This is a genomic window from candidate division KSB1 bacterium (genome assembly GCA_022566355.1).
Lineage (GTDB): Bacteria > Zhuqueibacterota > JdFR-76 > JdFR-76 > DREG01 > JADFJB01.
Genome location: JADFJB010000044.1, coordinates 1 through 23,965, shown reverse-complemented (window position 1 = coordinate 23,965; position 23,965 = coordinate 1). Strand labels below are relative to the sequence as shown.

General features: G+C 39.9%; 24 protein-coding genes. 3 read left to right on the top strand and 21 right to left on the bottom strand.

The annotated features are described in order from the left end of the window. Positions 1 to 4 precede the first annotated feature (4 nt). The 20 genes from arsS to IIC38_09525 all read right to left on the bottom strand — a co-directional run bounded on the left by arsS (position 5) and on the right by IIC38_09525 (position 19,413). The gene (gene arsS, locus IIC38_09620; GenBank protein MCH8126207.1) at positions 5 to 1,033 is read right to left on the bottom strand and encodes an arsenosugar biosynthesis radical SAM protein ArsS; all 1,029 of its coding nucleotides are present in this window, start codon (positions 1,031 to 1,033) and stop codon (positions 5 to 7) included. Between the two features lie 177 nt (positions 1,034 to 1,210). After that, complete coding sequence (locus tag IIC38_09615) at positions 1,211 to 1,546, bottom strand: carboxymuconolactone decarboxylase family protein (protein ID MCH8126206.1); 336 nt, start codon at positions 1,544 to 1,546, stop codon at positions 1,211 to 1,213. A gap of 20 nt (positions 1,547 to 1,566) precedes the next feature. Further along, on the bottom strand, positions 1,567 to 2,361 hold the full coding sequence (locus IIC38_09610; protein MCH8126205.1) for a DUF547 domain-containing protein: 795 nt from the start codon (positions 2,359 to 2,361) through the stop codon (positions 1,567 to 1,569). A gap of 5 nt (positions 2,362 to 2,366) precedes the next feature. Then, entirely contained in the window at positions 2,367 to 3,722 is a 1,356-nt protein-coding gene (locus IIC38_09605) for a TIGR04283 family arsenosugar biosynthesis glycosyltransferase (GenBank protein ID MCH8126204.1), read from the bottom strand. 497 nt (positions 3,723 to 4,219) lie between these two features. After that, positions 4,220 to 4,693, bottom strand: a complete 474-nt coding sequence (locus IIC38_09600) for a hypothetical protein (GenBank protein MCH8126203.1) — start codon at positions 4,691 to 4,693, stop codon at positions 4,220 to 4,222. Positions 4,694 to 4,697: 4 nt separating this feature from the next. Further along, positions 4,698 to 4,880: a hypothetical protein gene (locus IIC38_09595; GenBank protein ID MCH8126202.1), complete on the bottom strand. Its 183-nt coding sequence runs from the start codon at positions 4,878 to 4,880 to the stop codon at positions 4,698 to 4,700. A 229-nt stretch (positions 4,881 to 5,109) separates the two neighbouring features. Then, on the bottom strand, positions 5,110 to 6,150 hold the full coding sequence (locus tag IIC38_09590; protein MCH8126201.1) for a TauD/TfdA family dioxygenase: 1,041 nt from the start codon (positions 6,148 to 6,150) through the stop codon (positions 5,110 to 5,112). A gap of 324 nt (positions 6,151 to 6,474) precedes the next feature. Beyond that, complete coding sequence (locus tag IIC38_09585) at positions 6,475 to 7,710, bottom strand: hypothetical protein (protein ID MCH8126200.1); 1,236 nt, start codon at positions 7,708 to 7,710, stop codon at positions 6,475 to 6,477. Further along, positions 7,695 to 8,276: a hypothetical protein gene (locus IIC38_09580; protein MCH8126199.1), complete on the bottom strand. Its 582-nt coding sequence runs from the start codon at positions 8,274 to 8,276 to the stop codon at positions 7,695 to 7,697. Before IIC38_09580 ends, IIC38_09585 begins: the two co-directional genes overlap by 16 nt. A gap of 576 nt (positions 8,277 to 8,852) precedes the next feature. Continuing rightward, a complete protein-coding gene (locus tag IIC38_09575; GenBank protein ID MCH8126198.1) occupies positions 8,853 to 9,407 on the bottom strand; it encodes a T9SS type A sorting domain-containing protein in 555 nt (184 codons plus the stop codon). Positions 9,408 to 9,735: 328 nt separating this feature from the next. Beyond that, positions 9,736 to 10,200, bottom strand: coding sequence for a hypothetical protein (locus IIC38_09570; GenBank protein ID MCH8126197.1), 465 nt, complete (start codon positions 10,198 to 10,200; stop codon positions 9,736 to 9,738). Between the two features lie 302 nt (positions 10,201 to 10,502). Continuing rightward, positions 10,503 to 11,207: a histidine phosphatase family protein gene (locus IIC38_09565; protein ID MCH8126196.1), complete on the bottom strand. Its 705-nt coding sequence runs from the start codon at positions 11,205 to 11,207 to the stop codon at positions 10,503 to 10,505. A gap of 7 nt (positions 11,208 to 11,214) precedes the next feature. After that, positions 11,215 to 11,931: a CDP-alcohol phosphatidyltransferase family protein gene (locus IIC38_09560; protein MCH8126195.1), complete on the bottom strand. Its 717-nt coding sequence runs from the start codon at positions 11,929 to 11,931 to the stop codon at positions 11,215 to 11,217. 37 nt (positions 11,932 to 11,968) lie between these two features. After that, the gene (locus tag IIC38_09555; protein ID MCH8126194.1) at positions 11,969 to 13,849 is read right to left on the bottom strand and encodes a 2-aminoethylphosphonate--pyruvate transaminase; all 1,881 of its coding nucleotides are present in this window, start codon (positions 13,847 to 13,849) and stop codon (positions 11,969 to 11,971) included. Then, complete coding sequence (gene aepY, locus IIC38_09550; protein MCH8126193.1) at positions 13,794 to 15,020, bottom strand: phosphonopyruvate decarboxylase; 1,227 nt, start codon at positions 15,018 to 15,020, stop codon at positions 13,794 to 13,796. Before aepY ends, IIC38_09555 begins: the two co-directional genes overlap by 56 nt. A 3-nt stretch (positions 15,021 to 15,023) precedes the next feature. Beyond that, positions 15,024 to 15,905, bottom strand: a complete 882-nt coding sequence (gene aepX / locus IIC38_09545) for a phosphoenolpyruvate mutase (protein MCH8126192.1) — start codon at positions 15,903 to 15,905, stop codon at positions 15,024 to 15,026. A 62-nt stretch (positions 15,906 to 15,967) separates the two neighbouring features. Continuing rightward, positions 15,968 to 16,702: a LicD family protein gene (locus IIC38_09540; GenBank protein ID MCH8126191.1), complete on the bottom strand. Its 735-nt coding sequence runs from the start codon at positions 16,700 to 16,702 to the stop codon at positions 15,968 to 15,970. A gap of 758 nt (positions 16,703 to 17,460) precedes the next feature. Beyond that, a complete protein-coding gene (locus IIC38_09535) occupies positions 17,461 to 18,321 on the bottom strand; it encodes a hypothetical protein (GenBank protein MCH8126190.1) in 861 nt (286 codons plus the stop codon). Between the two features lie 12 nt (positions 18,322 to 18,333). After that, on the bottom strand, positions 18,334 to 18,921 hold the full coding sequence (locus tag IIC38_09530; GenBank protein MCH8126189.1) for a YceI family protein: 588 nt from the start codon (positions 18,919 to 18,921) through the stop codon (positions 18,334 to 18,336). Positions 18,922 to 18,978: 57 nt separating this feature from the next. Then, positions 18,979 to 19,413, bottom strand: a complete 435-nt coding sequence (locus tag IIC38_09525; GenBank protein MCH8126188.1) for a hypothetical protein — start codon at positions 19,411 to 19,413, stop codon at positions 18,979 to 18,981. A 392-nt stretch (positions 19,414 to 19,805) separates the two neighbouring features. On the opposite strand from IIC38_09525, the gene ald reads away from it, so the two are divergent. The 3 genes from ald (at position 19,806) to IIC38_09510 (ending at position 23,228) form a co-directional block, all read left to right on the top strand. Beyond that, a complete protein-coding gene (ald, locus tag IIC38_09520; protein MCH8126187.1) occupies positions 19,806 to 20,921 on the top strand; it encodes an alanine dehydrogenase in 1,116 nt (371 codons plus the stop codon). Between the two features lie 144 nt (positions 20,922 to 21,065). Then, entirely contained in the window at positions 21,066 to 21,794 is a 729-nt protein-coding gene (locus IIC38_09515) for a hypothetical protein (GenBank protein ID MCH8126186.1), read from the top strand. A 393-nt stretch (positions 21,795 to 22,187) separates the two neighbouring features. After that, positions 22,188 to 23,228 carry an AI-2E family transporter gene (locus IIC38_09510; GenBank protein ID MCH8126185.1) on the top strand — a complete coding sequence of 347 codons (1,041 nt, stop codon included), beginning with the start codon at positions 22,188 to 22,190 and terminating at the stop codon, positions 23,226 to 23,228. A gap of 98 nt (positions 23,229 to 23,326) precedes the next feature. Here IIC38_09510 and IIC38_09505 read toward each other — a convergent pair whose 3' ends face one another. Further along, the gene (locus IIC38_09505) at positions 23,327 to 23,746 is read right to left on the bottom strand and encodes a response regulator (GenBank protein ID MCH8126184.1); all 420 of its coding nucleotides are present in this window, start codon (positions 23,744 to 23,746) and stop codon (positions 23,327 to 23,329) included. Between the last annotated feature and the right edge of the window lie 219 nt (positions 23,747 to 23,965).

The following is a 23,965-nucleotide window of genomic DNA, read 5'->3' as shown; positions in this document are numbered from 1 at the left end:
AGTTTCAGCTTGCTATTTCCCCACCACAACTGCTGCCGGCGCCGGCTGTGCAACCGAAGCAATGAGCGGCAAACCTGATATTACGGCTCATCAAATCATCGTAATCGAAATTAAAGACCGTACTAAGATTGCCACTATAAACCTGCATCTCAAGCATTTGATTAAAATCACAATCAAAAATCCTACCATCATAACTGACGCTTATTAGAGAACGACACATTACCCCCTCAGCAGCGACCGGATTAAAAGCGTTAACCAGTTTTATCATATATTCTTCATAACCGCCAAGTTGTTTTAACTGGGTCTTAAAACGGTGGATGGGCATATTTGTGATGACGTATAGGTTGTTAAAAACGATCCCAAACTTGGCCAGTAATTCTCGTTTGAAATCAGCCTCCAAACTTTCCTGGGCAGCTGGTAGAAAAGCACCGACGGGATTGTAAACCAGGTTCAAATTTAAATTTGTATTTTCTTTTCCATATCCCTGTTCATTGAGCAATTTCAAGCTTTCGATACTTTTTTCGAAGACACCTTTGCCGCGCTGTTTATCGGTGAAATATTCCTGGTAGTAGGGTAGTGAAGAAATAACTTCAAGTTGATGCCGGGCAAAAAATTCGGGTAAATAATCTTTAGATTCTCCGGTTTGGGGATTGCCATCCGCGATTACGGTAAGATTATGCCGGACCATTACGTGTTTGTTCATTTTGCGGGCTTCAATAGCCATATAATCAAAATAAGGACTCAATTCCGGAGCGCCCCCGGTTACATCCAGGTTTTTAATCGAATCATGGTTTTGCAGAATTTCCAGGCAACGATCGACTGTCTTGAGGTCCATTTGCTCAGTGCGTTTGGGACCGGAGTCAACATGGCAATGCAAACAGGCCTGGTTGCAAAGTTTGGTAATATTCACCTGCAAAGTCTCAATCGAAACTGGTTTGAGGTCTAACTTATGGTTTCTGATTATTTTCTTAAAATTGAATTTGGAATCTTCGTGAGCCTCGATTTCAGGCGCTAAGATTATTGGTTCACCCATTCATGTCTCCTAGTTGTTCAAATAACATATTAGAAAATGTTTAAACTGCAAAAAGGGTGAAGTAGCGCCCTGAGCGGAGTCGAAGGGCAAAATATGTTTAGATGGAGATTCTTCTCCCACCAAGGCGGGATCAGAATGACAGAAAACACAAATATCACCTTTTATGGTTAATAATAATCATAGTGCACCGGTTTTCTTCATCACGTTTTGCATCTGGACGCCATGCACCAGTGTAACCCCAGCCTCCATGGCACTGGCCACGTGAATGGCTTCGGTCATTTGTTCGGGGTTCGAGCCGGCCTCCAGGCAAGCAGTGGTAAATGCGTCAATGCAATATGGGCATCGTTTTGAATGTGCCACGGCTAATGCAATCAATGCCTTTTCTCTTTTTGATAACGCTCCTTCTTCACTGGTTGCGGCATTATAATATGTAAAGAATTTTTTCATCAAATCACCACTGAATTTTCCAACTTCACCAAATTTTTTTAGGTCATCGGACTCAAAATAGTGCATTTATTTTCTCCTTCGGATCATTAATTTGTTGCTTCCTTTATTTCGTTTAAATTCCAATTGTACTTGGTGTGTTTCACTTTCCATTGTTCCGGATTCAGCCGAATCTCAATTGCAATTTCCTCAGGTAAAAACCTGGATAAATAGAGAAGCCTTTCCTTTTTGTTATTCCCAAAATCATTCTTGAACCAATCGAATATTTTAGAAATCCTGGCTATCTTTTTTTCGATATCGAAAACATTTTTAGTTGAATCTTGCAGAAATCGGTTCCCTTGCTGTTCTAATTGTTCGTCTAATTTGTCTCCGACGAACGCTTCGTTTAAAAGTGACGGACACCCGAGAGACGCACAAACCAGGGCAAAGTGAGCGCGGGGGTCATTAAATTTTTTTCTGATGATTTCATGCTCAATTTTATTTAACGAGTATTTCTTTTTGTCGATCTCTATGAAATTTTTATCCCAAACCGTCTTTTTGAGAACTGTTCCTATCACCAGCCCGCCAAAGTGTAAATCGTTAATGGATTTGAGTGGATAATTATCGCAGATCACTTTTAATGTGAATGCATTATAAGCGTTGATCCAAAATGCCAATAAATCGTTTCTATCCCTGATCGTATCCGGATTCGTCTCCGAGAGCTGATTGATATATTCGTTGAGCTTTGGATCTGAGCATAACCTTGAATAGTTCACAAGACCGTTTTGAACATGTTTTTGTAGCAAGTTCGTGAATATCAAATTTGATCCATTGGCATAAGCATAGCTGGACAAGAGCGTCATTGAACAAATAAAAAATAAGTTTCGAGTCACTTTTAAGTTCAAAGGTATTATCCTTCCGCCACAGGTGATCTAAGCTTTTTCACAAATTGAATCATTGCCTGGTTCTTATGAGTTTTGTTTGTATCTGCCCATTGCAGCAGTTCGTCTTCGGTGTCGATATCTGCAAATATCGGCAACTCATAAACAGATAATTTGTTTACCTTTGCTTTCTTCATTGTTTCCTCAAAAACACGATCTGTACTCCAAGTTACCCCATTAAATAACTCTTTATTAACCGATTTCATTCCCAAAAGATAATATCCACCATCCGGGCAGGGACCAATAACCAGGTCATGGATATCAAGTGCGTTTTCTGCCTGTTTGATAATCTCTCCGGATAGCTCGGGAACATCTGTTCCTATAATAATGGCTTTTTCAGTACCTCGATCAAAAATTGTTTGGAAAGCGTTTTTTATTCTCTCACCCAAATCATCGCCTATTTGCGGTAAAAGATAAAAATCCGATCCTTGCCAATTTCTTATCGATTCGGCATCTTCGCTGTCAGCATAGAATAAATTAATTGTCATCTCTGGTTTTAATTTTCTGCAGATTGCAAAGATATGCTCGCAGCAGATTCTATAAAATTCTGCAGCCAATAAGTTACCGATTGTGCTTGCGAGCCTGGTCTTCACTTTTCCCTGGCGCGGATAGCGTGCGAAGACAATCAATGATGTCCCTTGCTGAAGCGCTTCTATCTTTTCGTATTTCAAATATAATCGATTGCCGCCAAATCCTAAAAAATACAATAGAATAAGCCAACCGTTTTGGATTTGCTGGCGCAAAATGCCGTTCTTTAAGAAGCGACGGGCGGAGGTTTTTACTTTTGCCGGCAACGAATGTATTTTTGTAACTCTTCGTGCTTTTCGCAGGAAGTCGACATCTTCGAATAATTTCCATTTGGGAAATCCACCAAGATTATCAAAAAACCTGCGCCGGACGATAATGCATTGATCTCCAAAACGTGAGAAAATAAAATCGAATTGGGTGAACCAGGCATAGAAATTCAATAACCAGTGATTGTGATCAAATGAAATGCGGAAGGTGCCGATTTGTACTGACTGATCTTCAAATTGTTTATCAATGATCTCAAAAGCATCAGGCGGAAGTTGTGTATCTCCATGTAAAAATAAAAGGATAGAGCCTGAGGCACATGAAGCCCCGACATTGCTTTGGATGCCACGGCCTTTTGGAGAAGAAATCACTTTACAGTTCAGCTCTTTGGCAATTCGGATTGTTTTGTCCCAACTACCACCGTCAGACAATAAAATTTCAGTTTCTTGATTTGCAGTTCGAATGCTGTTGATGCAGTCGCCAATGGTTTCTTCTTCGTTCCAGGTTGGGATAATGACTGAATAGGTTGTCATGATTTTCTTAACTAGAATTTGAACGAAAATACCCTTTTCTGTCATTCCCGCATGTTTCTAGCGGGAATCTCCAGCCTGAAATAACGAGATTCCGGCCTAAAGATTGCAGGGATGACATTGATGATTTTCGGTCAGATACGAATTAGCATTCCTTTTTCTTTTTAATTTAGATAACGTGTGATAGTAAAAGTAACAAAACAAATTGATCAATCAAACAAATAAATTTTAGAAAATGAATTTGCTCAGATTTATTACTTTTAAAAAGAGCACACGTCAACCGCGCCGGGTTTGTTATCCGCAGAACCTGAATGATCCACGCTTGGTGTTGCGGCTGGTCATCTTAAGTTGTAGTTAGATTAGGATTGTGTTAATACACAATGTTAAAAAAGAACGATATTCTCAATTGGGATAAATTTAAGGGATATTTTGATTTGTCGAGGGTTTTTGGCGTTGGTAAGAATAAATAAAGGTGGGTGATTATATACTTGACACACAGACTAATTTTTTGCCTGTCGAAACTTTCTTCTCCCCTCGTCTCGCACTTGCAACAATTCCGCAATAAGAAAATCAATATAGTTATCAAGTTCTTTTTCGTCTTCTATTTCCGGACTTAATTGCACTTCTCCGTTTTCACCTCTACCATAATCCTCCACATAAATATGCACAGAATGGGGCGGCAATTTACGTATCTTAAAATCAAGTTTTATTTTAACGTTTGCCATCTTTTTTGGCTCGGGGATTTTATAGATCGGTTTTTCCTGGCTTTTGGCAAGGGTAAAGGATTTGCTTTTGGCAAGGGTAAAGGATTTGCTATTGTCCAGGGTAAAGGGTCTGCTATTGGCAAGGGTAAAGGATCTGCTATTGTCCAGGGTAAAGGATCTGCTATTGGCAAGGGTAAAGGATTTGCGTTTGCCCACTTTGACTTCACGAAATTCTTTTATTATTTTTTCAATCTCTTTCTTTATAGCCATATTCCTAATCCATTTTATTACTTAATTTTTGCCAAACTAAACGCCAATAGAACTTATCGGCATATTCAATGGAAATTTCACTGCTGGCAATTTTACCTTCCAGTTCAATTTTCACAGATACATATGCATCTTCCACAACTTTTTTAAAACACGTAACGGCATCTGTGATTATATTTCTAATATGCAATTGGACTGGCCTAACAAAAAATTCAACATTTCCGAACAAAGATTCACGCGCAACGGCTCACATTTCTTTTATTTGCAACTGCCATCTCCCCAGTAACCGGCCTCAAAATATACCGGAAGTTCCTTTTGCCTTGCCAAAACACTCCCAAATGCTTTTCAATTTCCGCTAACCCACTAAAAAATTGTTTTTACCTAAACACCGAAGATCATCGGTTCAGTGACGAAATTGATCAGGAAATATTTAATTTATTGCCCGCAACAATAATTCCGCCTCTGTCACCTATGGTAACACTGCCAAACCGGGAAACAAAAATTTCCGGTAATGGACGATCGCCAGGGACTGATAACCAAAGACGCAATAAATGACGTTTCTCGGCATCCTCTTCCCAATCGACAAAGCCGGTTCGATCGTGCAAAAGAGAATGATTGTGAACGAATTGTATATCTCCCGGCTCAAGATTCATCGAAAAATGGTTCATCGGGTCATTGGCCAGTTCGTCGAACAGATTAAGGGCTTCTATGTGCTGTTCTGTCAGTCGGGGAGCATCTTCAAAGCGCTGAGCCGACTCTATATATTGTCGTTGATAGAATATGGTTAGATAACCTTTATAGTCACTAAAGACAGGAATCAGCATATATGGCTTTTCCTCATCAGGAACTTCCCCTCTCCTGTCGGTTGCTATAGGTTGTAATAACAATTCCAGTAAATCCGGACGCCTCGACTGCATCTCATTAAAAATCGTCGAAGCGCTCACCAGCAGTGATTGACCTCCCGACCTGGCCGTTTTCAAACATAAAAGTCCAACAACATCGGCTGAGTCGGTATGAAATGTTTGACGCTCATTGGTTTGATAAATTCGTACGTTGGGATCAGACCCCTTAACACCTAAATCACGGACATGGCCTAATACATGGCCCTCCCTATTCTGAGAGCGAGGATGCCCAATATGACAGCCAATGCCGTAAAACATGGTTGCTGATAGTCGTTCACTGTAACCATGAACGGGTAATCCACGAAGTACAGCAAAGCCCCTGCCCTGTAATAAATTTTCACGCAAAGTTAACAGCTTTTTACCGAGAATCGGTAGATTAAAATCTTTTGCTGCAATTTGAGCAATATCTCTCTCAGATAAAAGGAGATTTTTAGCTGCTACTTCCAGCTCAGTCACTTCATCCGAAGTAATATCAGTCACCCATTCACTCCGGCGTCGAGCCATATCAACGCCATACCATGCTGAAGGAGACTCTTTTTTTGCAAATGAACTTGTCATTTACCCACTCTTTAAGATTATTTATCTATTTTTATCTTGCACTCAACCATAGCTTTTAGCTATTGGCCTTTAGCTTGCTGATGAGAACTGATTGTTACTAATTTTTTGATCACTATTTAACTGATAAATAATCACTTTTGCATCTTTTAATTTTTTAAAAAATGCCAACAGCCAATAGCTATTAGCTTGCCTCTATTTATTTTCGATTATTAGTTTAGGGTTTATCCCTTTTGTTTCCGGCATACCATAAGTCTTTGGATACAGATATTTGCCACGTTCGTGGTCTGGTTTCTCTACTTCCACTTGCATTCGATTCTGCTCTGCTTAAGCGTCCTTGCGAATGCCGGTTACCTGCCATGAAACCTTCATCCCAGACTTGCCACCTGCAATCTTGAAGCGGTTGTTTGAGATCTCTTCAGCGAAAAATACTGGAGCAAAGCCACCGATGCAAGTGAGTTGATAACGAAAATCTTTGTTGAGGGCTTCGAACCACTCGGGCAGTTCCACAATCGCTTCACCATCAGGATTCAGGATAACATTACCGTTGTAGACATTCATCATGTCCGGACTTTCAACGTAGGCGTGATTGAGATATTTGTTGGCGGGATCAATCGGATGGTCAATTTTGAAACCTCCACCGGTTTTTTCTATGAAGCCCTGGACAGATAAGGAACCAAAGATTACGACGTCCTCCTTAAAGGTCTCCTTCCCCTTGTGCAGTGAAGTGCCATCTGAATTGAAACTGGTGAGAGTATCGGTAACGTTTCCCGAACTATCAAAGCTGACCACGTGAAAGCTTTTGGCAAGAATCTCACCCTTGACCGTCATGTCACCCTTGTTGTCTCCTCCTCCCGCAGTTGTTTGTTTTGTTCCATCAGGGAATTCAAGACTTCCCCTCGTCATTTTTATGCCACTTTTAAAGGTAGCCTTTCCTTCCTGCGATGAACTGCCATCCGAAAAGAAATTGCTTAGTTGATTGCCAACGAAATCTACCACATGAAAACTCTTGGCAAAGACTTCACCAACCACCTCTATGTCCCCACTGACCGTCCCGGCGGGAGCGTTTTCGTCTCCTTTGTTGCTGATTTTAATGCCACCTTCAGCTGTGATGGGGGCTTGAAAATTAGCGGCGTATGCGAATTCGATTGTCCCTTCGGTAGCTTCGGTATGGGGTGTACCAGATGCGTATGTAAACTTAAGGACCCCGGCGGAGTTGGACATATTATATTCACTTGTGTCATTGCCATCTTGAAGGGCGATATTACCAGTGGTGGTGATGCCATCCTCTCTAACTTCGGTTTCATCATCGCCACCAGGGGAGCTCCAACTAGTCGGAACTGCGATTTCGATTTTCCCTTCGGTAGTGGGTCCGCCAGATCCGTATGTAATCTTAATGACTCCGTCGGAGTTGGACATATTATATTCACTTGTGCCAATGCCATCTTGAAGGACGATATTACCAGTTGTGGTGATGCCATCATCTCTAACTTCGGTTTCATGATCGCCACCAGGGGAGCTCCAACTAGTGGGGACTGTGATTTTGATTACCCCTCCGTCCATGATGCCTGCAGGGGTGTATTTATGTGCAAAGTCCTGGTTGGAGTTGATATCAATGCCGAGGGGGCCCTTATGTTAGTGGTACCGTTAACTGAAGTGAACTCTTGACTTGTGATGCCAATGAATACATTACCGTCATTATCCACAAAAACCACATCCGTCGGGTCGCCATCGGCGGCATCAAGTGAATGGCCGTCTCCGGTCCCGGCTCCGCCTGTTGCACCTATGGTCAATGTATCGCCACTCTGAGTAATCGTCACATTATTCCCGGCTTCAATCGTTACATCATCGGTCAAACCATTGAGGCTTTTAACCACTTGACCCCCGGCGATCTTTTCGCTGGTGACCGCGTTATCGGCAATTTTATCGGCGTCAACCGCACCGGCGGCGATCTTTGCGTCAGTAACCGCGCCATCCTGAATCTTTGCTGTGCTCACGGCATTATCCACTATCGACTGGGCATTCAAACTATACGCCGAGGATGTCAGTTCTATCCTTGGAGTAAGCTCAGAACCTTCCGCACCTACGGTTATGCTAAGCCAATACTTCTTGTCAAAGGGTAGATTCAAGGGATTTGTGCTGCCGATGATGACGCTGAAGATGCCGCCGGCCACATTCACTTCGTTTTGTGTCTCTTGGTAGAGCGACTCACCATCTGTGGCGGTGTCGTAGATCTTGAAGGTTAGCACGACGTTGCCATCTGGCACCGGATTACCTTCCGCATCGATCAAGACACCCTGGTAACTCATGGTTTTGGGAATTTACCCCAGGACAAGTCCCGGTAAAATCAATAGCAGCATGAATGCAAGAATACGGAAACAATTTTTTGTTTTCATGATAAAAACCTCCAATAATAATAATTAATTAGTAACGAAACGATGGTATCGTTCATGAATTAAAGATTCATCATTTGGATCTGTTACTTTGATTTAAAATTCGAAATCCTAAATATCGAAAATTCGAATGTACAAAATTAAAAATAAGGACAAAACTGATTTATTCTCCTCATTAGGTTTCTTGGTTTTGTTTGGTGTATTTGGAATTTTATCATTGGTATTTGTTTAGGATTTCGATATTAACATTTCGAGTTTATTAAGCTTGTTTTTCTTGTCGGTTTGAGGCGAAGCTTCGCTAGTTCTTTATTCCTATTTCAGCAAACTCATCTTCCGGACCTGGACAAACTCTCCAGCCAGGAACTGGTAAATATACAATCCACTCGAAACAGAAGTACCATTGTTATCCTTGCCATCCCAGCGAATGCTGTGAAATCCAGGCGTGTAATCAGCTTGTATGAGTGTGCGCACAAGCTGGCCGCGAATGTTGAATATCTTTAAACCAACATCGGATTCTTGCGGCAGTTGAAATGGAATTTCAGTTTCAGGGTTGAAGGGGTTCGGATAGTTTTGGTCAAGACCGAATTCAGTCGGTAGGCTAAGGTTTGGGTCATCAGCAACATCTGTCGCTACTTTTTGATCGGTAAGATACCAGAAACCGACCCGGTTCACATGGGTTGAATTTCCTACAACACCAACGAATGGTTGTCCGACCGTTCCCAGCATGGTAAATTCGCCATTGTTGATAACGACACCGCCATTGCTTAGTACACTTTTGGAGATAGAGATTTGCGCCTCGAGGCGGGGCTGGACTAAGAAGCCAGCAGTAAAAAAAATCGTCACTAAAATTAATATTGACTTTCTCATGAACCTTCTCCTTAAATCACTGTTGATTAAATTTTATTTTATTCTAAACCATGCCAAAAAATAATGAAAAGTGTTAATAGTTCACCAGATAAAAGCAAAGTACTTGTTGAGAAATGTAAAGTCAATGGTTTTCCGGATATTATTTTTTTCTTGAGTATTGTAATTTTTCAGATTAAGGGACCAACCCGCCGGAATAAACTTTAATAAGAAACCATACTGGCTCCTGGGGAAAAATTCTAAAATGAGAAATTCAAATGGACGGCTGAGTTCAACCAGGCGTTGCGTATCGACCCTCTCAAAACTGGGATCGTGCGGGAACGCATATTCGTTAGGCAGGCTCTTCGCTTCTGCGAACTGTCCCACCAACAACCAGTGCAGCAGATATTATCAGCAGGTTCTTGATGATGTACTGACCCTCCATGGTTGGTCCATAGGGCAGATGCCCTGGTTGGAAGGTGACTTTAGGAAGGAGGATCAAAGGCATGAATGTTCCGACCATCTGTAAGACTAGAAGCGCAATGGCGATTCGGACAGTCCTTCGAAAGAGAAACGCTAATCCGATCGCAACTTCCCACCACCCTATGATGCTCACCCACAACTCACCATCGAAAAACGGTAGCCAACGGACCGTTGCGATGACTAGTGGCTCTGCCGGTGATAAGCCAAGCGGTTTGAGAACGCCGAACCAGATAAAGATGATTCCCAACGAAATGCGTAAAGCAGGGATTCCCCAGCGACGCATAGAGGTGGATATCGCACGGTCAATCTCATTGAAGTTCATAGTTACCTGCATTGTGTAATTGAATGGGTGGCCGAACGAGTTCATTCTATAGTTTATTGATAACATCCCAAAGTTAGTAGATTTTAACTGACTCACAAGAGAAACTTAAGTTCTAATAACAGGAACTAGCTGAATAACACCCTATAGGGGATAGTTTTAAGAAACTGCATAACTTTTTGAACAGTTGTACTATTTTTTGCGACAGTTTATAGAGAAAAATTACACACCCCTAAAACCCTCTTAAGAATCTCAAGAGGGGACTTTGGAATTCTTTATCTTTCCCTTATTTTGTTGAAATAATTTACAGCAAATTTTCAACTGGTCATTCCTATTTTTACATATCCTTGTTCAATTTTAATAAAAGCGCCAGGATTCTCAATGCTTAAAAAAAAAGCCTTCTGACTTTTTGGTTCAAAAACATAAAGACAATTATTCTCGTGTTCAACCCGGTATCCATCATTAAAGGAAAGACCCAAAATAGTTCTCATTATCATTTTGTTAACGTTACGATGCCCAACAATAAGAATATGTCCCGAACTAACGGCGTCCAAAAAAATTGCAACCGGCTTCGCAATTCTCTTGTCAACCATCTTCAGGTTTTCTCCTCCTCCAGGTAGTATAACGTTAATTTCATCGTCTAAAAATGAGCGGTACATCTTTTTGGAAAATTCATCAGAAGGGAAAGACCGGTTTTGGCCTTCAAAAATTCCAAGTTTTGCCTCATTTAATTCCGGCATTTTTTCCAGAGGAATTTTCTTATCATCGCTGATCGGTATTGCTGTCTGGATAGTCCGTTGAAGTGCACTTGTGAATATCCGTGCAATGGGTACGGACTGCAATAAGAAAAAGAGGTTTTTCCTTTGATTAAACCCTTCAGGGCTGAGTGGTCTGTCTTGCTGCCCTTGAATAAGGTCAATGGAATTCCAGTCGCTTTCACCATGCCGTGCAAGAAGCAGGCAGTTCTCCTTTAAGCTGTCCAGAAATACCTGCAATGAACTATATGTTTGAGATTGTTGCATAACAAATTTACTCAGGAAAATCTTTAGCAGATTTTATTAGTTTTGGTATTTTCCATAACCGGAATATAAAATTAAAAGCAAGGAAAACGGTCTGCAAAATTATTAGCCAATAAATTATAGTATCATAACCACTAATGGCATACCCAATAATACCCAGGGAAATATAGAAAAGTCGTGTGTCGCTACCTGCACAAAGCCAGCGAAAAAACAGCTCGGTGTCATTTTTGGGATAATTTTTATGGAAAACAGAACGAAACTTTTCCGATGACGCAGTAATAAAAAATATTGTACCCATATAAGCAAAAAAAATCGTGCCCCAGTGGACGTCTGGCGCTACCTTATACATATGAAGCAAGAGTGCCAGGGTAATAAGGTATTCGGCAACCCTGTCAATCATTGTATCATAAAAATCACCAAGCCTGCTGGTACTTTTTGTCACGCGGGCGATCTCCCCATCCACACAGGACCAGACGCCAAAGAGCTGAATTAGCGTCACGCCAATAAATAAATATCCCATGTACAAACTCAATGCTGCAAAAAGGGCGAGAATGAAATCAATAATAGTTGCTGAATTTGCGGAGATACCCCGCTGCAAACAGAAGCTTGTTATGTGAGCAGACAAGCGGCGTAAAACCAGATAATTGAAAGCGCCATCACTTGATTTGTTTGCCAGTTTCGGATATTGAGTAACATTCAGGTCTATTTTTTTTAAGTGATTTTCCAACAGCGCCTCACGATACATAAAGTGAAGTTTATGAATATTATACTGACTGCTTAACTGGAAAGAGTTTTATGTCGTTCACCACAAGATATTCTTTCAAAGAACCGAGAAATCTTGTAATGTCATTTTTTGTTATGGCCCCCATATTTGCAAGACGAAAAGTGTTCTGTTTTGCGCCTTTCCCCGGGTAAATTGTATAACTCCGCTTGTAAAGAAAGTCATGCATTTCATTAAAATTGTAATTTTCATCTTCAGGCTCGATAATTGCCGTCAATATTTTTGCACGATATTTTTTCTCGATAAGAAAGTGGAAACCGATACCTTGCAGACCCTTTTCAAGAACCTCATACATTTCGGTATACCGCTGTTCCCGACGCTGTTCTGTTTCCAGAAAATATTCATTTATCGCCTGCCTCAGTGCATAGAAAATCTGGACTGGCGGTGTGAATTGCATCTCATGTTTTTGAGTAAAAAAGGAGTAGTTCTGATAAAGATTAAAATAGAAATTTCTTGGTTTGATCTCCTTAGTCTTTTCAAGGGATTCCTTTTTACAGATCACAAAGCTAAGACCCGCCATTCCCTGGATACATTTATTTGCCGAGGCAATAAGATAATGAATTTCAGAACTCTTAATATTTATTGGGATACCCGCGAAAGAGGACATGGCATCTACAATTATTTCAACGCCAAATTGAAGGGCGATATTTGAAATTGCCGTGATATCATTCAGGATTCCTACGGTCGTCTCATGATGAATAAAAGCAATATGAGATATATCCTTTTTATGCTGCTCGAGAATTATTTCAATCTTTTTGCAATCTACGGGGTCACCCCAGGTTATATTGTAATCGATGTGGGAAATGCCATAGCCGTCGCAAATCTGCTGCATCCTTTTACCGTAAGCGCCATTATTTATGATAAGCACCGATTTATCATGTGGAACAACCGAACTTAAAACGGCTTCAACAGCGCCCGTACCTGACGAAGCATAAAGCACTGCTTCATACATATCTTCGCCATGAACAATCCTGACCAAATCCTGTTTGATACCGTTTACAAGCTCGCCAAACTCATGTTCTCTCGGACAGATATCGTCAACAACCATGGCATATTTTACAGTATTTGTAGTGGTAGCTGGCCCCGGGTTAAGCAGGATATTTCTTGAAACTCTTTTCGATAAAATTTTTTCAGCATCTCTTTGTTCAATTAACGGATAGATATTTTCACGGGCTTTGCATAGATGGTTTTCATGATCTATTTCTATCCATGCCAGATTTTCTACGCATTCATAATAAATAGCATTCGAATCACTACTGTCAGTGAGACAATCTTCATAATGATACTGAGAGATATCCTTACATTTCTCTTTGGTAATATCCAGCATCTGATTATATAGTTTTAACGATATTTTAGAAATGCCGACAAGCTCACCTCCCAGAATTTTAATGTCATCACGCTCTTTCGACATGTTGACGACTCTTTCACCCTGGATTCCAACATAAACTTCATCGCCTGATCCGGTTTGCCCGGAGAGCAATATGCAATTTTCTTTTGGAGAATTCTGGAGTGTCCGGAGCGCGCTATATTCGTAAACCAGGTCAGACTCTAAAAGCAAGAAATCACTTGTTACATATGAAGCCGCGGTACAGAGTGAAAGCATACTGCCGGTGGTCGCAAATTCCGGGTTCAAAACTGTTCGAACAAAAGGGTATTTTTCAGCCAGCGTATTATAGAATTCATAACAATAGCCGGTTACGATGATAATATCATTTATTCCGGCGCGAATAAGTTTAGCAACAGATTCTTCGATAATCGGCATGTCCCCCAATTTTAAAAATCCTTTAGGACGGTTATTGAGCTTGCCTTTAAGACGGGACCCAATCCCGGCGCCCAATATGACTGCTTGTCGGACGTTGAACATAAATCTCTTTTATATAATTTTTATCCAGATACTTCATAAATCTTTCTTTTACCTGTTCCGGTTTAACCGATGGTCTGCCTAAATTTTTCGGAACACCGGGATGTGTTTTGAGATGAATAAAAATGGGGCCTTTCATTACCATCGCTTTAAATATGAAGTTATTAAATACATTAAGGTCGTCAGTGGAAAAAATATGATTGTAGCCAAAACCCTTTGCAATTGCCGGAAATGAGATGTTACCTGATAATGTCTGCTGCCCCCCTGTTGACTCATGAATTTCGTTATTAAAAAGAATATGGATCAAATTAGCGGGTGCGTACATGCTGGTTGCTGCCATAGAGCCTGTTCTCATCAGCAGGGCTCCATCTCCGTCCACCACAATAACTTTTAACGCTGGTTTGTTGATAGCTATCCCGATCCCAATTGAAAGGGCGCATCCCATGGAACCAACCATATAAAGCTGGTTATCTCTGTCATCGAGCATACAAAGTTCACGACCGGTAAAACCTGTCGTTGCTATTACAGCAGTTCCTTCTTCCGATACTGACTGTATTGTTTTCAGGGCTTCGTTGCGGGTGGGCATTTTATTGTTTCGAATATCAAAGTTATCTTTATTTGATCCGGCAGGATGGAGAGATCTGGTTTTATCGAGAGAATTTAGTTTATACGGTGTGATATCCCCTTTGCGCAAGACAAATGCAAAAGGAAGTTTTTTGTCACTCATAAAAGCATCTGCCTTTTCAAGGGCACTCTCGATTTCTTCAATTGATTTTGGGAAGTATGACCATCCGATTTGCATGGATTCAAGAATATCTGTTGTAATTTTTCCCATAAGTTCATGTTGCGGTTCATCTTTGGGGCCACTCGGTTCGCCACGCATTGTAACTATTAACAACAAAGGGATTTTGAATGTGTAACTCAAAGAAGTCAAAGGGTTTACAGCATTGCCAAACCCTGAATTCTGGAACATGACAACGCTTCTTTTGCCTGCCATAACAGCCCCGCAAGCCAATGCAATGGCATCACCTTCGTTTGCGGCATTGACAAAACTAAATGCGTCGTTGCTAATTACATAATTAATAATTGGTTTAAGATATGAGCATGGAGTGCCTGTAAAAAAATTGAAACCACGGTTTAAGCATAGCTCTAAAAAATCTCCGGTATTAATCAATTTTTAATTCCTTTCAATGGCCGGGAGGTATTTCTTTTCGGCCTGTATCAATTCATTCGCATCCTGTAATTCAAATACTTCAGCAAGGGTGGCGATGCTTTCTTCAATACCATCAAGGGACTGCATCTCGTATATCTGGTTAGCCGTTCTCTTCATAGCAGTTATTGCGGATCTCATCAAGTGGTTGGCCCAAATAACCAGACTGATATTAAATTCTCTGAATATGGTCGTTGGGGTTTTGTAGTATTTTGTCGGAACAATGACCACCGGCCCACGATTGCCCCATTCTTTCAGGAATGACTGGATTTCATCAAAAGTTGAAATTTTACTATGTATAAGCACAGCATCTGCACCTGCCTGATGGTAGGCAATAGCCCGCTTCAGTGTTTCCTCCAACCCCCATCCGGCAATAAAGGCCTCAACACGGGCAATAATACAGAAATCATCGTCTTTCTGAGTATCTTTCCCGGCTTTAATTTTACCGCAAAATTCATCTATGCCGGCAAGTTGTTGACGCTCACTTAGAAAGCTATTGGTCTTTGGGAAAATCTTATCTTCTACACATACCCCCGCAATATCACGTTGCTCAATCTTTTTAATAAGCCGGCGAAAATTATTGAAGTTACCATACCCCGTATCGCCATCCAGTAAAATGGGAATAGAGGTGGAATCACTCATAAATTCTACTGTCTCAAGCACCTGTGTCCAGCTCGCTTCATTATTATCGCGGATACCGAGGGCAGCGCTCATCGAAAGTCCACTCGCCCAAATACCCTTGAAGCCTGACTGTTCGACGATTCGTGCTGATAATCCATTGTGGGCTTCCATTAAAAATTCCAGTTCAGAGCTATATAGCATGTTTTTCAATCGTGTCGTTTTCTTCATTTCAATTCATTCTCCTTGAGATATCAGTTTCCATAAATCCTATTAAGGGGTGTGGGCTGTATTTAATTGTCAGAAAATGGTTTACTGAACGCTAAAAAGTTATTTTGTATTTCTAAGAACTGCAATACCTCATTTACTGTTTTTTTAACAACTGGAAATCCGGTAGATTTGTAATGCCGGTGATCAAAAGTAGAAGGCATACAATATTCCATCCAATTGTCTGTACTGAAATATTCATTAAGTATTTTTCCAGGGTTTTGAGGAATCATAACAGAAAAATCTTTAAATGTTCTTCGTTGTAAAGGAAAAAAATCATTGATATTATAGACGAATTTTTCAGGCGGAAGAGTCATGGTCTCCTTTTTTAACACAGATTCCCATACCCCAAGCCATGGGAATTTCCAGCCAACCCCTGGTATAGCACTACCTTTATTTGAGTAAATGCGGTATCCACACCGTGTTTTTAGTTTGAAAATCGGCAATTTAGGGAAAGGACTTATCCTGCGAATATCCTGTAAGACGGTATAACCTCTTTCTTTAAATTTTTTAATACAGCGATTTTCCAATTTTACTATATCAAAGATAATAATATCGAGGTCATCGTCCCATGGAATGAAATCCTTGTGACGCAGAAGTCCAAGCAGGGTCCCAAACATCAGGCAGTAATCTACACCCTCTGATGTTAAAATATCATCGGTATCACGAAGATGTTTCATTGCCGCGTCTTTTTCTTGAAAGAAACCGGTTTCTGTAAAATTGTTTAATTCACTATCATAGTTTTGCATGAAGATATTCATTCCTTTAATTCGTTATCTGGTAAACTGTGAACTGGGGATTGTATAAAACAGATAACTTAGAGCCGATCCGAAAACCCCCGAGCTACCGTGATTCCCACGTGGTTTTATCGGGAATCTACCTATTGAAAACACCCAAATGGACCCCCACCAGACCTATCCCCGAATGCGTTTGGGGACACATGCAGGGGTGACAATGCGAGGTTTTCGAATAACTTAATTTATTATGGTTTTTTAACATTTGCCGGTAATTCTTATTTTTTTTAAAGAATGGTACTTTAAACAAGTGAAGGCTAATGCATAAAAACCGCTTTATTTATTTGAAAATGATAACAAAATGCGGATGTTAAGGCTTAAGATAATATAACTGCCTCCCGCGAAAAGAATTTCCCCGATATCGGCACATGTTGCCAACTTTCTAATGGATACTGTTTTTTAACTTCTTCGCAGAATTTACTAATTTGTTCAGCAATACTCAAAATAGCTGCTTCCCGAATCCAAAAGACCACAAGGATGCGAGAATATAGTTTATTCCTTTTATTCTAAACTTCTACCGCAGAGATGTGTGAATCAGATCTTTGAAGAATGGTTTCATGGGTTTTTTCTGTTAATCCCATCCTTGTTTATTTTTCCCCATAGTTATATCATTGTGCGCCTTTGTCAAGAATTTTTTGGGGTATGGGTTTAGAAGGTTGTATTTTTTATGGTTTTGAATCCCATTCGAGTGTACCTACAACTAATTTTAAAAATCACACAAAATATCAAATCTTAAGTAATCGCGTAAGCATAAATCCCAGGCGCCAATTATCCAGATCCGGACTGATATCTGCTCCGGCCAGGTATTGACTAGGATTCATTGCAGCGCTATTCCCGACAAGAATTTTAAAAATGTGACCGCCGGTTTCCAATTCGAAACCCATAGCCAATGAATTGGAATGAACTTTATAGCCATCGATGGTTTGGTTCCATTCGGCGATAAAATTCCAACGCTTGAACGAAAAATAACCGATATAACCTCCTAATGCGGTAGTGCTCAACGTTTCATCCCCGAAAAATCGGCTGTTTTCCAGGTGAGAAAGCACAAGCCCAAAGCCAAAGTGTTTATTCATTAAGCTATTTGTAATCATTTGACCGTAAAACTGGAAATTCTTTGAATCTGTTCTTGAGCGCTTTCCGTTTTCATCAAAGACTTCCATATTCCAACCGATTCCGCCTAACAAGCCAATTTCAGTAGGTAGAGATTGACTGTAGATTTGTATGGTTTTATGCTTAATCTGAAAATCGAGATTGTCGTTGGTGTTGCTTCTGGCAATGGTTATCACCATTCTATTAGAAGGGGCATACCCGATTGCCAGTCGGTTATTGATGGGACCGTCAATCCCATACAACTGATCAAAACCCTCGGATAGAGGGGGAAGGAACCTGTGGGAGATTTCGATTTCAAGATCGCCCTTTTGCAAGGTTTCCGCGGTAGGTAAATTTAATGCATGGGGGGAATGGAATAAACGAAGATCAAGCTTTACGGGAGCCTCTGTCCGTTTCCACCGGGGGCTCCTTTGTTGGGCCATTAGGCTTGGTGCTAAAATCGAAATAAGTATAGCAAAAAGTAAAAGTCTTTTCACGGGTCCTCCAAATTATTCTTTTTTGATTTTTTTCAAATAGAAATCCAAAGTCAATTTAACATCATCGCTAATTTTAAAAATCGCACCTCGATTGATTTTATAATCCGATAATTTTAAAGGGATTACGTAGCTAATTTTGTAACTATCCCCATCCACGATAACTTTTCCGATTGTCTCTAGTTCTCTTTCAACACCATGGATAGTCATTTTTCCATTAACCGTGATCAACAAACCTGTAGAATCTTTTTCAACTTTAGTGATTTTTGCAGAGTACTTTGCATATGCATACTCATCGGTTTCAAGATAATTTTCTCGCATATGCCTGTTTCTCAAACCAATTCCTGTGTCGAGTGAATTCAAATCCACCTCAAAATATATTTCACTGTCTGATTTCATATCATCCCCGGTCCAGAAAACGTAGCCATCAATCTTTTCAGTAACTCCATCAAAGCTACCAACTACAGGCGCTAAAGATAGAAAAGACGGCGCCTTTGCCGTGAATTGTACCTGGTTCTTTTTTGATTTGTCTACATGCAATTCATCAGCGATAGCAAGGTTTGAAAAAGTCAAAATGAATGCTGCCAATAAATAATTTCTCATTATAACTTTCCCTTTTTGGTTATTAATTAAATAGTTTAGTTAATTAAAGGAGCCCAATTAATTATTGGGTGCGCCGGCATCAACCCAAGCAGCCATAGAATTGATAATCGAATTTGAAAGAGGCGGTCTGCCATTTGGCATACGATTACCAGAGATGTTTTGCCCTCTTAGTTTTCTGATTAAATAACTATCCGCACTATTGAAGGGATCGATCCTTTTTAGTGCTGGGTTCTCAATGCTGTTTACATTTACGATATTTGCATAAGCCTGTCCTGCGGATAGGTTTTGACCCATTTGAGGATTTGGACCGGTATGGCATCCGCTTGTAGCACATCTTGGTGTAAAAACCTGGGTTTGAATTTCCGCAAAGGTTAGTGCTGGAGAACCATTGTTGTTATTCTCATTTGCAAAATCAGCTTCAGTTATGATTTTTCCTTCACATCCTATGAAAGCAAGAAACACCAGTACAAGGATAGAGCCAATTCGGGTCATTTGATAAATTCTCCAATCCATGAAATATTATAATTATTATGCAAAAAGGGTATTAACTTAATTACTATTTTGCTTTAAAAGGCATAGTTGATATAAACTGAACAAACTTAAAATAGATCCTCCGCAATACCTTTGATTTTTTTTGTGGTTCGATTAATATGAAAAGACTAATTGAAAAAATCCAGAAATAATTTTCTATTAATCAACTGTAATTTGGGCTTTATCTGCTCCAAAATTCAATGAATGTCAATTATCAAAAAGTTAGCGAGAGCTAACTTTATTTATCAATTTGTTTGTTAGTACATTAAAAAATCCTTATATTGTTTCCCAAATTCAAATTAGAAATGACCAAACAATCAGGAAGTGAACTTAAGCCAAGCCAAGGAGGCAACATGCTAGTCGGGGTCCTGAAAGAAATTAAGCCTGATGAAAACCGTGTGTCTTTGGTACCTGCCGGAGTTGAACTGCTAAAGCAAAATGGTCATGATGTTATTGTCGAAAAGCATGCTGGTGACGGAAGCTCGTTTCCGAATGGTCTATTCCAGGCTGCCGGCGCTGAAATCTGTGAAACTGCCAAAGAAATTTACGATCGTGCAGATATGGTGATGAAAGTAAAGGAGCCCTTGCCACAGGAATATCCTTTGATGCGGGAAGGGCAGATCTTATTTACTTATTTTCACTTTGCAGCTTCAGAGGAGCTCACTCGCGCTGTAATTGATTCCAACTGTATCGCTATTGCGTACGAAACAATAGAAAATGATAAAGGAGAGTTGCCCCTATTAACCCCGATGAGTGAGGTTGCGGGACGTTTATCAATCCAAGCAGGCGCTACTTTTCTCGAAAAGACACGGGGTGGACGTGGTATTATGCTGGGTGGTGTAACTGGCGTCGAACCCGCCGTAGTAGTAATAATTGGAGGGGGTGTTGTCGGAACAAATGCTGCGAAAATGGCAGCTGGTTTAGGAGCAAGAGTTTACATCCTAGATGTTAATTTGTCCAGGCTGCGTTATTTGAGCGATGTGATGCCCAAAAATGTAATTCCGATCATATCCAATCCGGAATCCGTTAGAGAACTCGCACAAATAGCGGATTTATTGGTGAGTGGTGTATTGATCCCTGGAGCAAAAGCGCCTAAGTTAATCACCCGCGAACTAATTAAGAAAATGAAGAAAGGTGCAGTTATTGTGGATGTCGCCATTGACCAGGGTGGTTCTCTGGAAACCTCAAAACCAACCACACATCAGGATCCGGTATATGAAATTGATGGAGTCATTCATTATTGTGTCGCGAATATGCCAGGCGCGGTTCCAATTACTTCAACAATGGCATTGACCAATGCGACATTGCCGTATGCTGTTGAAATTGCCAACCTCGGATACAAAAAAGCCATTTTGGGAAATATGGAAATTAGAAAAGGTGCAAATGTGGTTTTCGGAAAAGTGACTTATGAAAATGTTGCCGAAGCATTTGATCTGGAATATACGAATATCGAAGAAGTGTTGAGCTAACAAATTTAAAGTTAAGACTCTAAGAACTCTTAGTGCCGAAGTCTGCTGAACATCATTAGTCACAATTTATAATGACTTTCCTTTCGAATATGGTATTCATTGTTCAACCAATAACTCACCATCCTGACCTACCGATACGTTCAATTGAATAATTCGAATTCCAACTTTGTTGCAATGGCGCACCGAGGCGCTTCAGGTCTGGCGCCGGAAAATACTATTTCCGCCTTGGAACTGGCTATAGAATATGGTGCGGATTATGCTGAAATTGATGTACATCTTACTCGAGATGAGCAAGTGGTTTTATTGCATGACATGTCCCTAAGCAGGACAACAAACGGATCCGGGAAAATATGGAAATATGATTGGGTCACAGTTGCAAAACTGGATGCCGGATCCTGGTTTCATTCAAAATTTTCTTCGGAAAAAATTCCCACATTAAAAGAAGTTATCGATCAAATTCGAAATCGATTAAAATTAAATATTGAGATCAAATTATCCTCGAAGCAGAAAAACCTGGCTGACCGGGTTGTGCAGGTTTTAGAAGAAGAAGAATTCGTAGATGACTGTATGATCACTTCATTTGATCCGAAATCTATCCACCGTGTTTTGGAAATTGATCCTAACATGACAACTGGGTTGATTACTCATTCGGGCATTCCACCAAATTTGGAAAAGGGCGTATTCGATGTCTTCGTTTGCCATGCTACAATTGTAGATCGTGATTTGATTTCGCACATTCATCGTGTAGGAAAAAAGATCATAGTCTGGACCGTTAATCAGGAAACGAAAATGAAGCGGTTTATCAAAATGGGAGTGGATGGCATAATAACCGATCGCCCGGACCGCTTGCAAAACGTTTTGAACAGGTTGTAAAATATTAGGCGGGATCAACAAGATTTGTTTAAATGGTAAAGCCCTCAATGTTCGAGGGGCCATGGTTATTGTTGCCTTGAGTGATGAGCACGCATAAAAGCCCCTGAAGCGGCTAATGAGCGAGCAGTATGGTCACAGACCACATAAATCCCGGAGTTAATCAAATGGTATGGCTGATTGGTAGTATGTTCAACGGCTTAAATTACTAAACAGATTTTAAAAGGTGTCTTGGTTTGAATTTGAATATTTGTATCCAAATCAGGTTTATGGAATAACAATTTGAGATTTATAAAATTGTTTAGCAATTAGACATTTGGAATTCGAATTTTACCGGCATATCTTCTATAATCCTATTATTCTGAAAGTTAATCTTAATTTAATTCAGGTACATTTATGAAAGAATCCAAAACTTCACCCGTTCTGCTAGGAATTTTAGTTGTCGTGGTTTTTGCTTTTGTCTGCTATCTTTTAAGAAACATTTTGCGGCCATTTTTTGTCGCAATGTTTCTTGCGGTTCTTTTCGAGCCGGTAATGTCCGGTTTCAGGCGTTTGAAATTTCCCAAACCGTTAGCTGTGATTTTGGTGTTGATCATTGCCTTCACAACTTTGATTTTGCTTGGCATCTCGGTATATGCCGGGGCCAGTTCATTTTCCACAGAATATCCGAAATACGAAGGTAAAATCGTTGCATTGTTCCACAGCGCTCTAAATCTCTTTAACATACCAGTGGAAGATTTAAATAACTACATCAAAGAGATAGATTGGGCAAAGGCAATTCAAGATCTTTCCCTACCATCGTTCGTTTCCAGCAGCTTAGGTTCGATCTTTTCCTTCCTGGGAAATGTATTTTTAGTCTTGATCTTTATGATCTATGCATTATTGGGGAAAGAATACTTGATCGTCAGAATTCGTCGGGCATTTCCAGATAAAAAATCTAATGAGATCATGACGGCAATTACAAATATCAATTCACAGATTCAACGTTATCTTGTCACAAAAACACTTATTAGTTTTATAACGGGAGTATTAGTTACTTGTATTTTACTGTTATTTGATGTCGATCTCGCTATTGTTTTCGGACTACTCACATTCTTACTCAATTTTATTCCCAACGTTGGATCCATCATTGCAATTATTCCGCCCATCCTTTTGTCATTCCTGCAATTTGATTCATTACTTTACCCATTATGGATTGGAATCTCATTAATAGTTGTTCAAATGTTAATGGGAAATATTTTAGAACCGAAATTGATGGGCAAGAGTTTGGACCTGAGTCCATTGGTTGTTATTTTATTTTTGATTTTCTGGGGATTTCTATGGGGAATCGTTGGAATGGTGCTCGCAGTTCCAATTGCTGCTTCCATTAAAATCGTAACAGGAAATGTAAAGGGATGGAAGCCAATAAGTATTTTAATGAGCGGAATTAAAGAGTAGATATGAATGGTTATTTTATTTAACAGAAGCTATACATAACTCCCATAAAAATATAGAAAAATACTTAAAGTTTTGGATTCTGCGTTGAATAATTTGGCTTAGGAAACCATTGCACCAGTAGATATCTTTGAGAGAATAGAGCAGAACTGCTTATGTAATATTTGAAAATCATTGGGTTTTATAAGGTAATAATCTGCCCCCAATGCCAAGGCTTTGGTTTTATCTCTGTCGATACCCGAGGTACTTAACACGATAATCGGAATGTGGCAAGATCGTTCATTGTTTTTATAAATACTTAACACTTCGAAACCACTTACCTTGGGTAATTTAATATCTAAAATGACTAAATCAGGTAGCGTTGAATTGCCCGTATCTTTTAACAAATTAATAGCCCGTTGACCATCACTTGCAATCTGCACTTTTGCAACTTGAGTACACTTGCAAAGTATGCTGCGAATGAGCATGGCATGATCCGGATTGTCCTCGATTAATAATGTATTGAATTTTTTTTCACTCATAAATTATGCTTCCTATTTTCACTGAGTCTCCATATGAATATAATGAGTCGATGAACAGGTTTTACAGAAATAGATAATGCATATTTTTATGCTTTTAGGGGTGTCCAGAAAAACAATAGCAACAAATATAACTAAAAAATCGAATTCATCAAGTAAATATCCAATCATTACAATAATTTAAAAATTGCAATTTCAATTGTGGGATTGTTATTCCTGATA

Excerpts from the sequence above, each read along its gene's own strand:
- arsS (MCH8126207.1), bottom strand. The coding sequence starts at position 1,033 with ATGGGTGAACCAATAATCTTAGCGCCTGAAATCGAGGCTCACGAAGAT.
- IIC38_09555 (MCH8126194.1), bottom strand. The coding sequence starts at position 13,849 with ATGTTCAACGTCCGACAAGCAGTCATATTGGGCGCCGGGATTGGGTCC.
- IIC38_09585 (MCH8126200.1), bottom strand. The coding sequence starts at position 7,710 with ATGGACGGAGGGGTAATCAAAATCACAGTCCCCACTAGTTGGAGCTCC.
- IIC38_09510 (MCH8126185.1), top strand. The coding sequence starts at position 22,188 with ATGAAAGAATCCAAAACTTCACCCGTTCTGCTAGGAATTTTAGTTGTC.
- IIC38_09570 (MCH8126197.1), bottom strand. The coding sequence starts at position 10,200 with ATGCAGGTAACTATGAACTTCAATGAGATTGACCGTGCGATATCCACC.
- IIC38_09600 (MCH8126203.1), bottom strand. The coding sequence starts at position 4,693 with ATGGCTATAAAGAAAGAGATTGAAAAAATAATAAAAGAATTTCGTGAA.
- ald (MCH8126187.1), top strand. The coding sequence starts at position 19,806 with ATGCTAGTCGGGGTCCTGAAAGAAATTAAGCCTGATGAAAACCGTGTG.
- IIC38_09505 (MCH8126184.1), bottom strand. The coding sequence starts at position 23,746 with ATGAGTGAAAAAAAATTCAATACATTATTAATCGAGGACAATCCGGAT.
- IIC38_09540 (MCH8126191.1), bottom strand. The coding sequence starts at position 16,702 with ATGAATATCTTCATGCAAAACTATGATAGTGAATTAAACAATTTTACA.
- IIC38_09605 (MCH8126204.1), bottom strand. The coding sequence starts at position 3,722 with ATGACAACCTATTCAGTCATTATCCCAACCTGGAACGAAGAAGAAACC.
- IIC38_09525 (MCH8126188.1), bottom strand. The coding sequence starts at position 19,413 with ATGACCCGAATTGGCTCTATCCTTGTACTGGTGTTTCTTGCTTTCATA.
- IIC38_09530 (MCH8126189.1), bottom strand. The coding sequence starts at position 18,921 with ATGAGAAATTATTTATTGGCAGCATTCATTTTGACTTTTTCAAACCTT.
- IIC38_09575 (MCH8126198.1), bottom strand. The coding sequence starts at position 9,407 with ATGAGAAAGTCAATATTAATTTTAGTGACGATTTTTTTTACTGCTGGC.
- IIC38_09590 (MCH8126201.1), bottom strand. The coding sequence starts at position 6,150 with ATGACAAGTTCATTTGCAAAAAAAGAGTCTCCTTCAGCATGGTATGGC.
- IIC38_09615 (MCH8126206.1), bottom strand. The coding sequence starts at position 1,546 with ATGCACTATTTTGAGTCCGATGACCTAAAAAAATTTGGTGAAGTTGGA.
- IIC38_09565 (MCH8126196.1), bottom strand. The coding sequence starts at position 11,207 with ATGCAACAATCTCAAACATATAGTTCATTGCAGGTATTTCTGGACAGC.
- aepX (MCH8126192.1), bottom strand. The coding sequence starts at position 15,905 with ATGAAGAAAACGACACGATTGAAAAACATGCTATATAGCTCTGAACTG.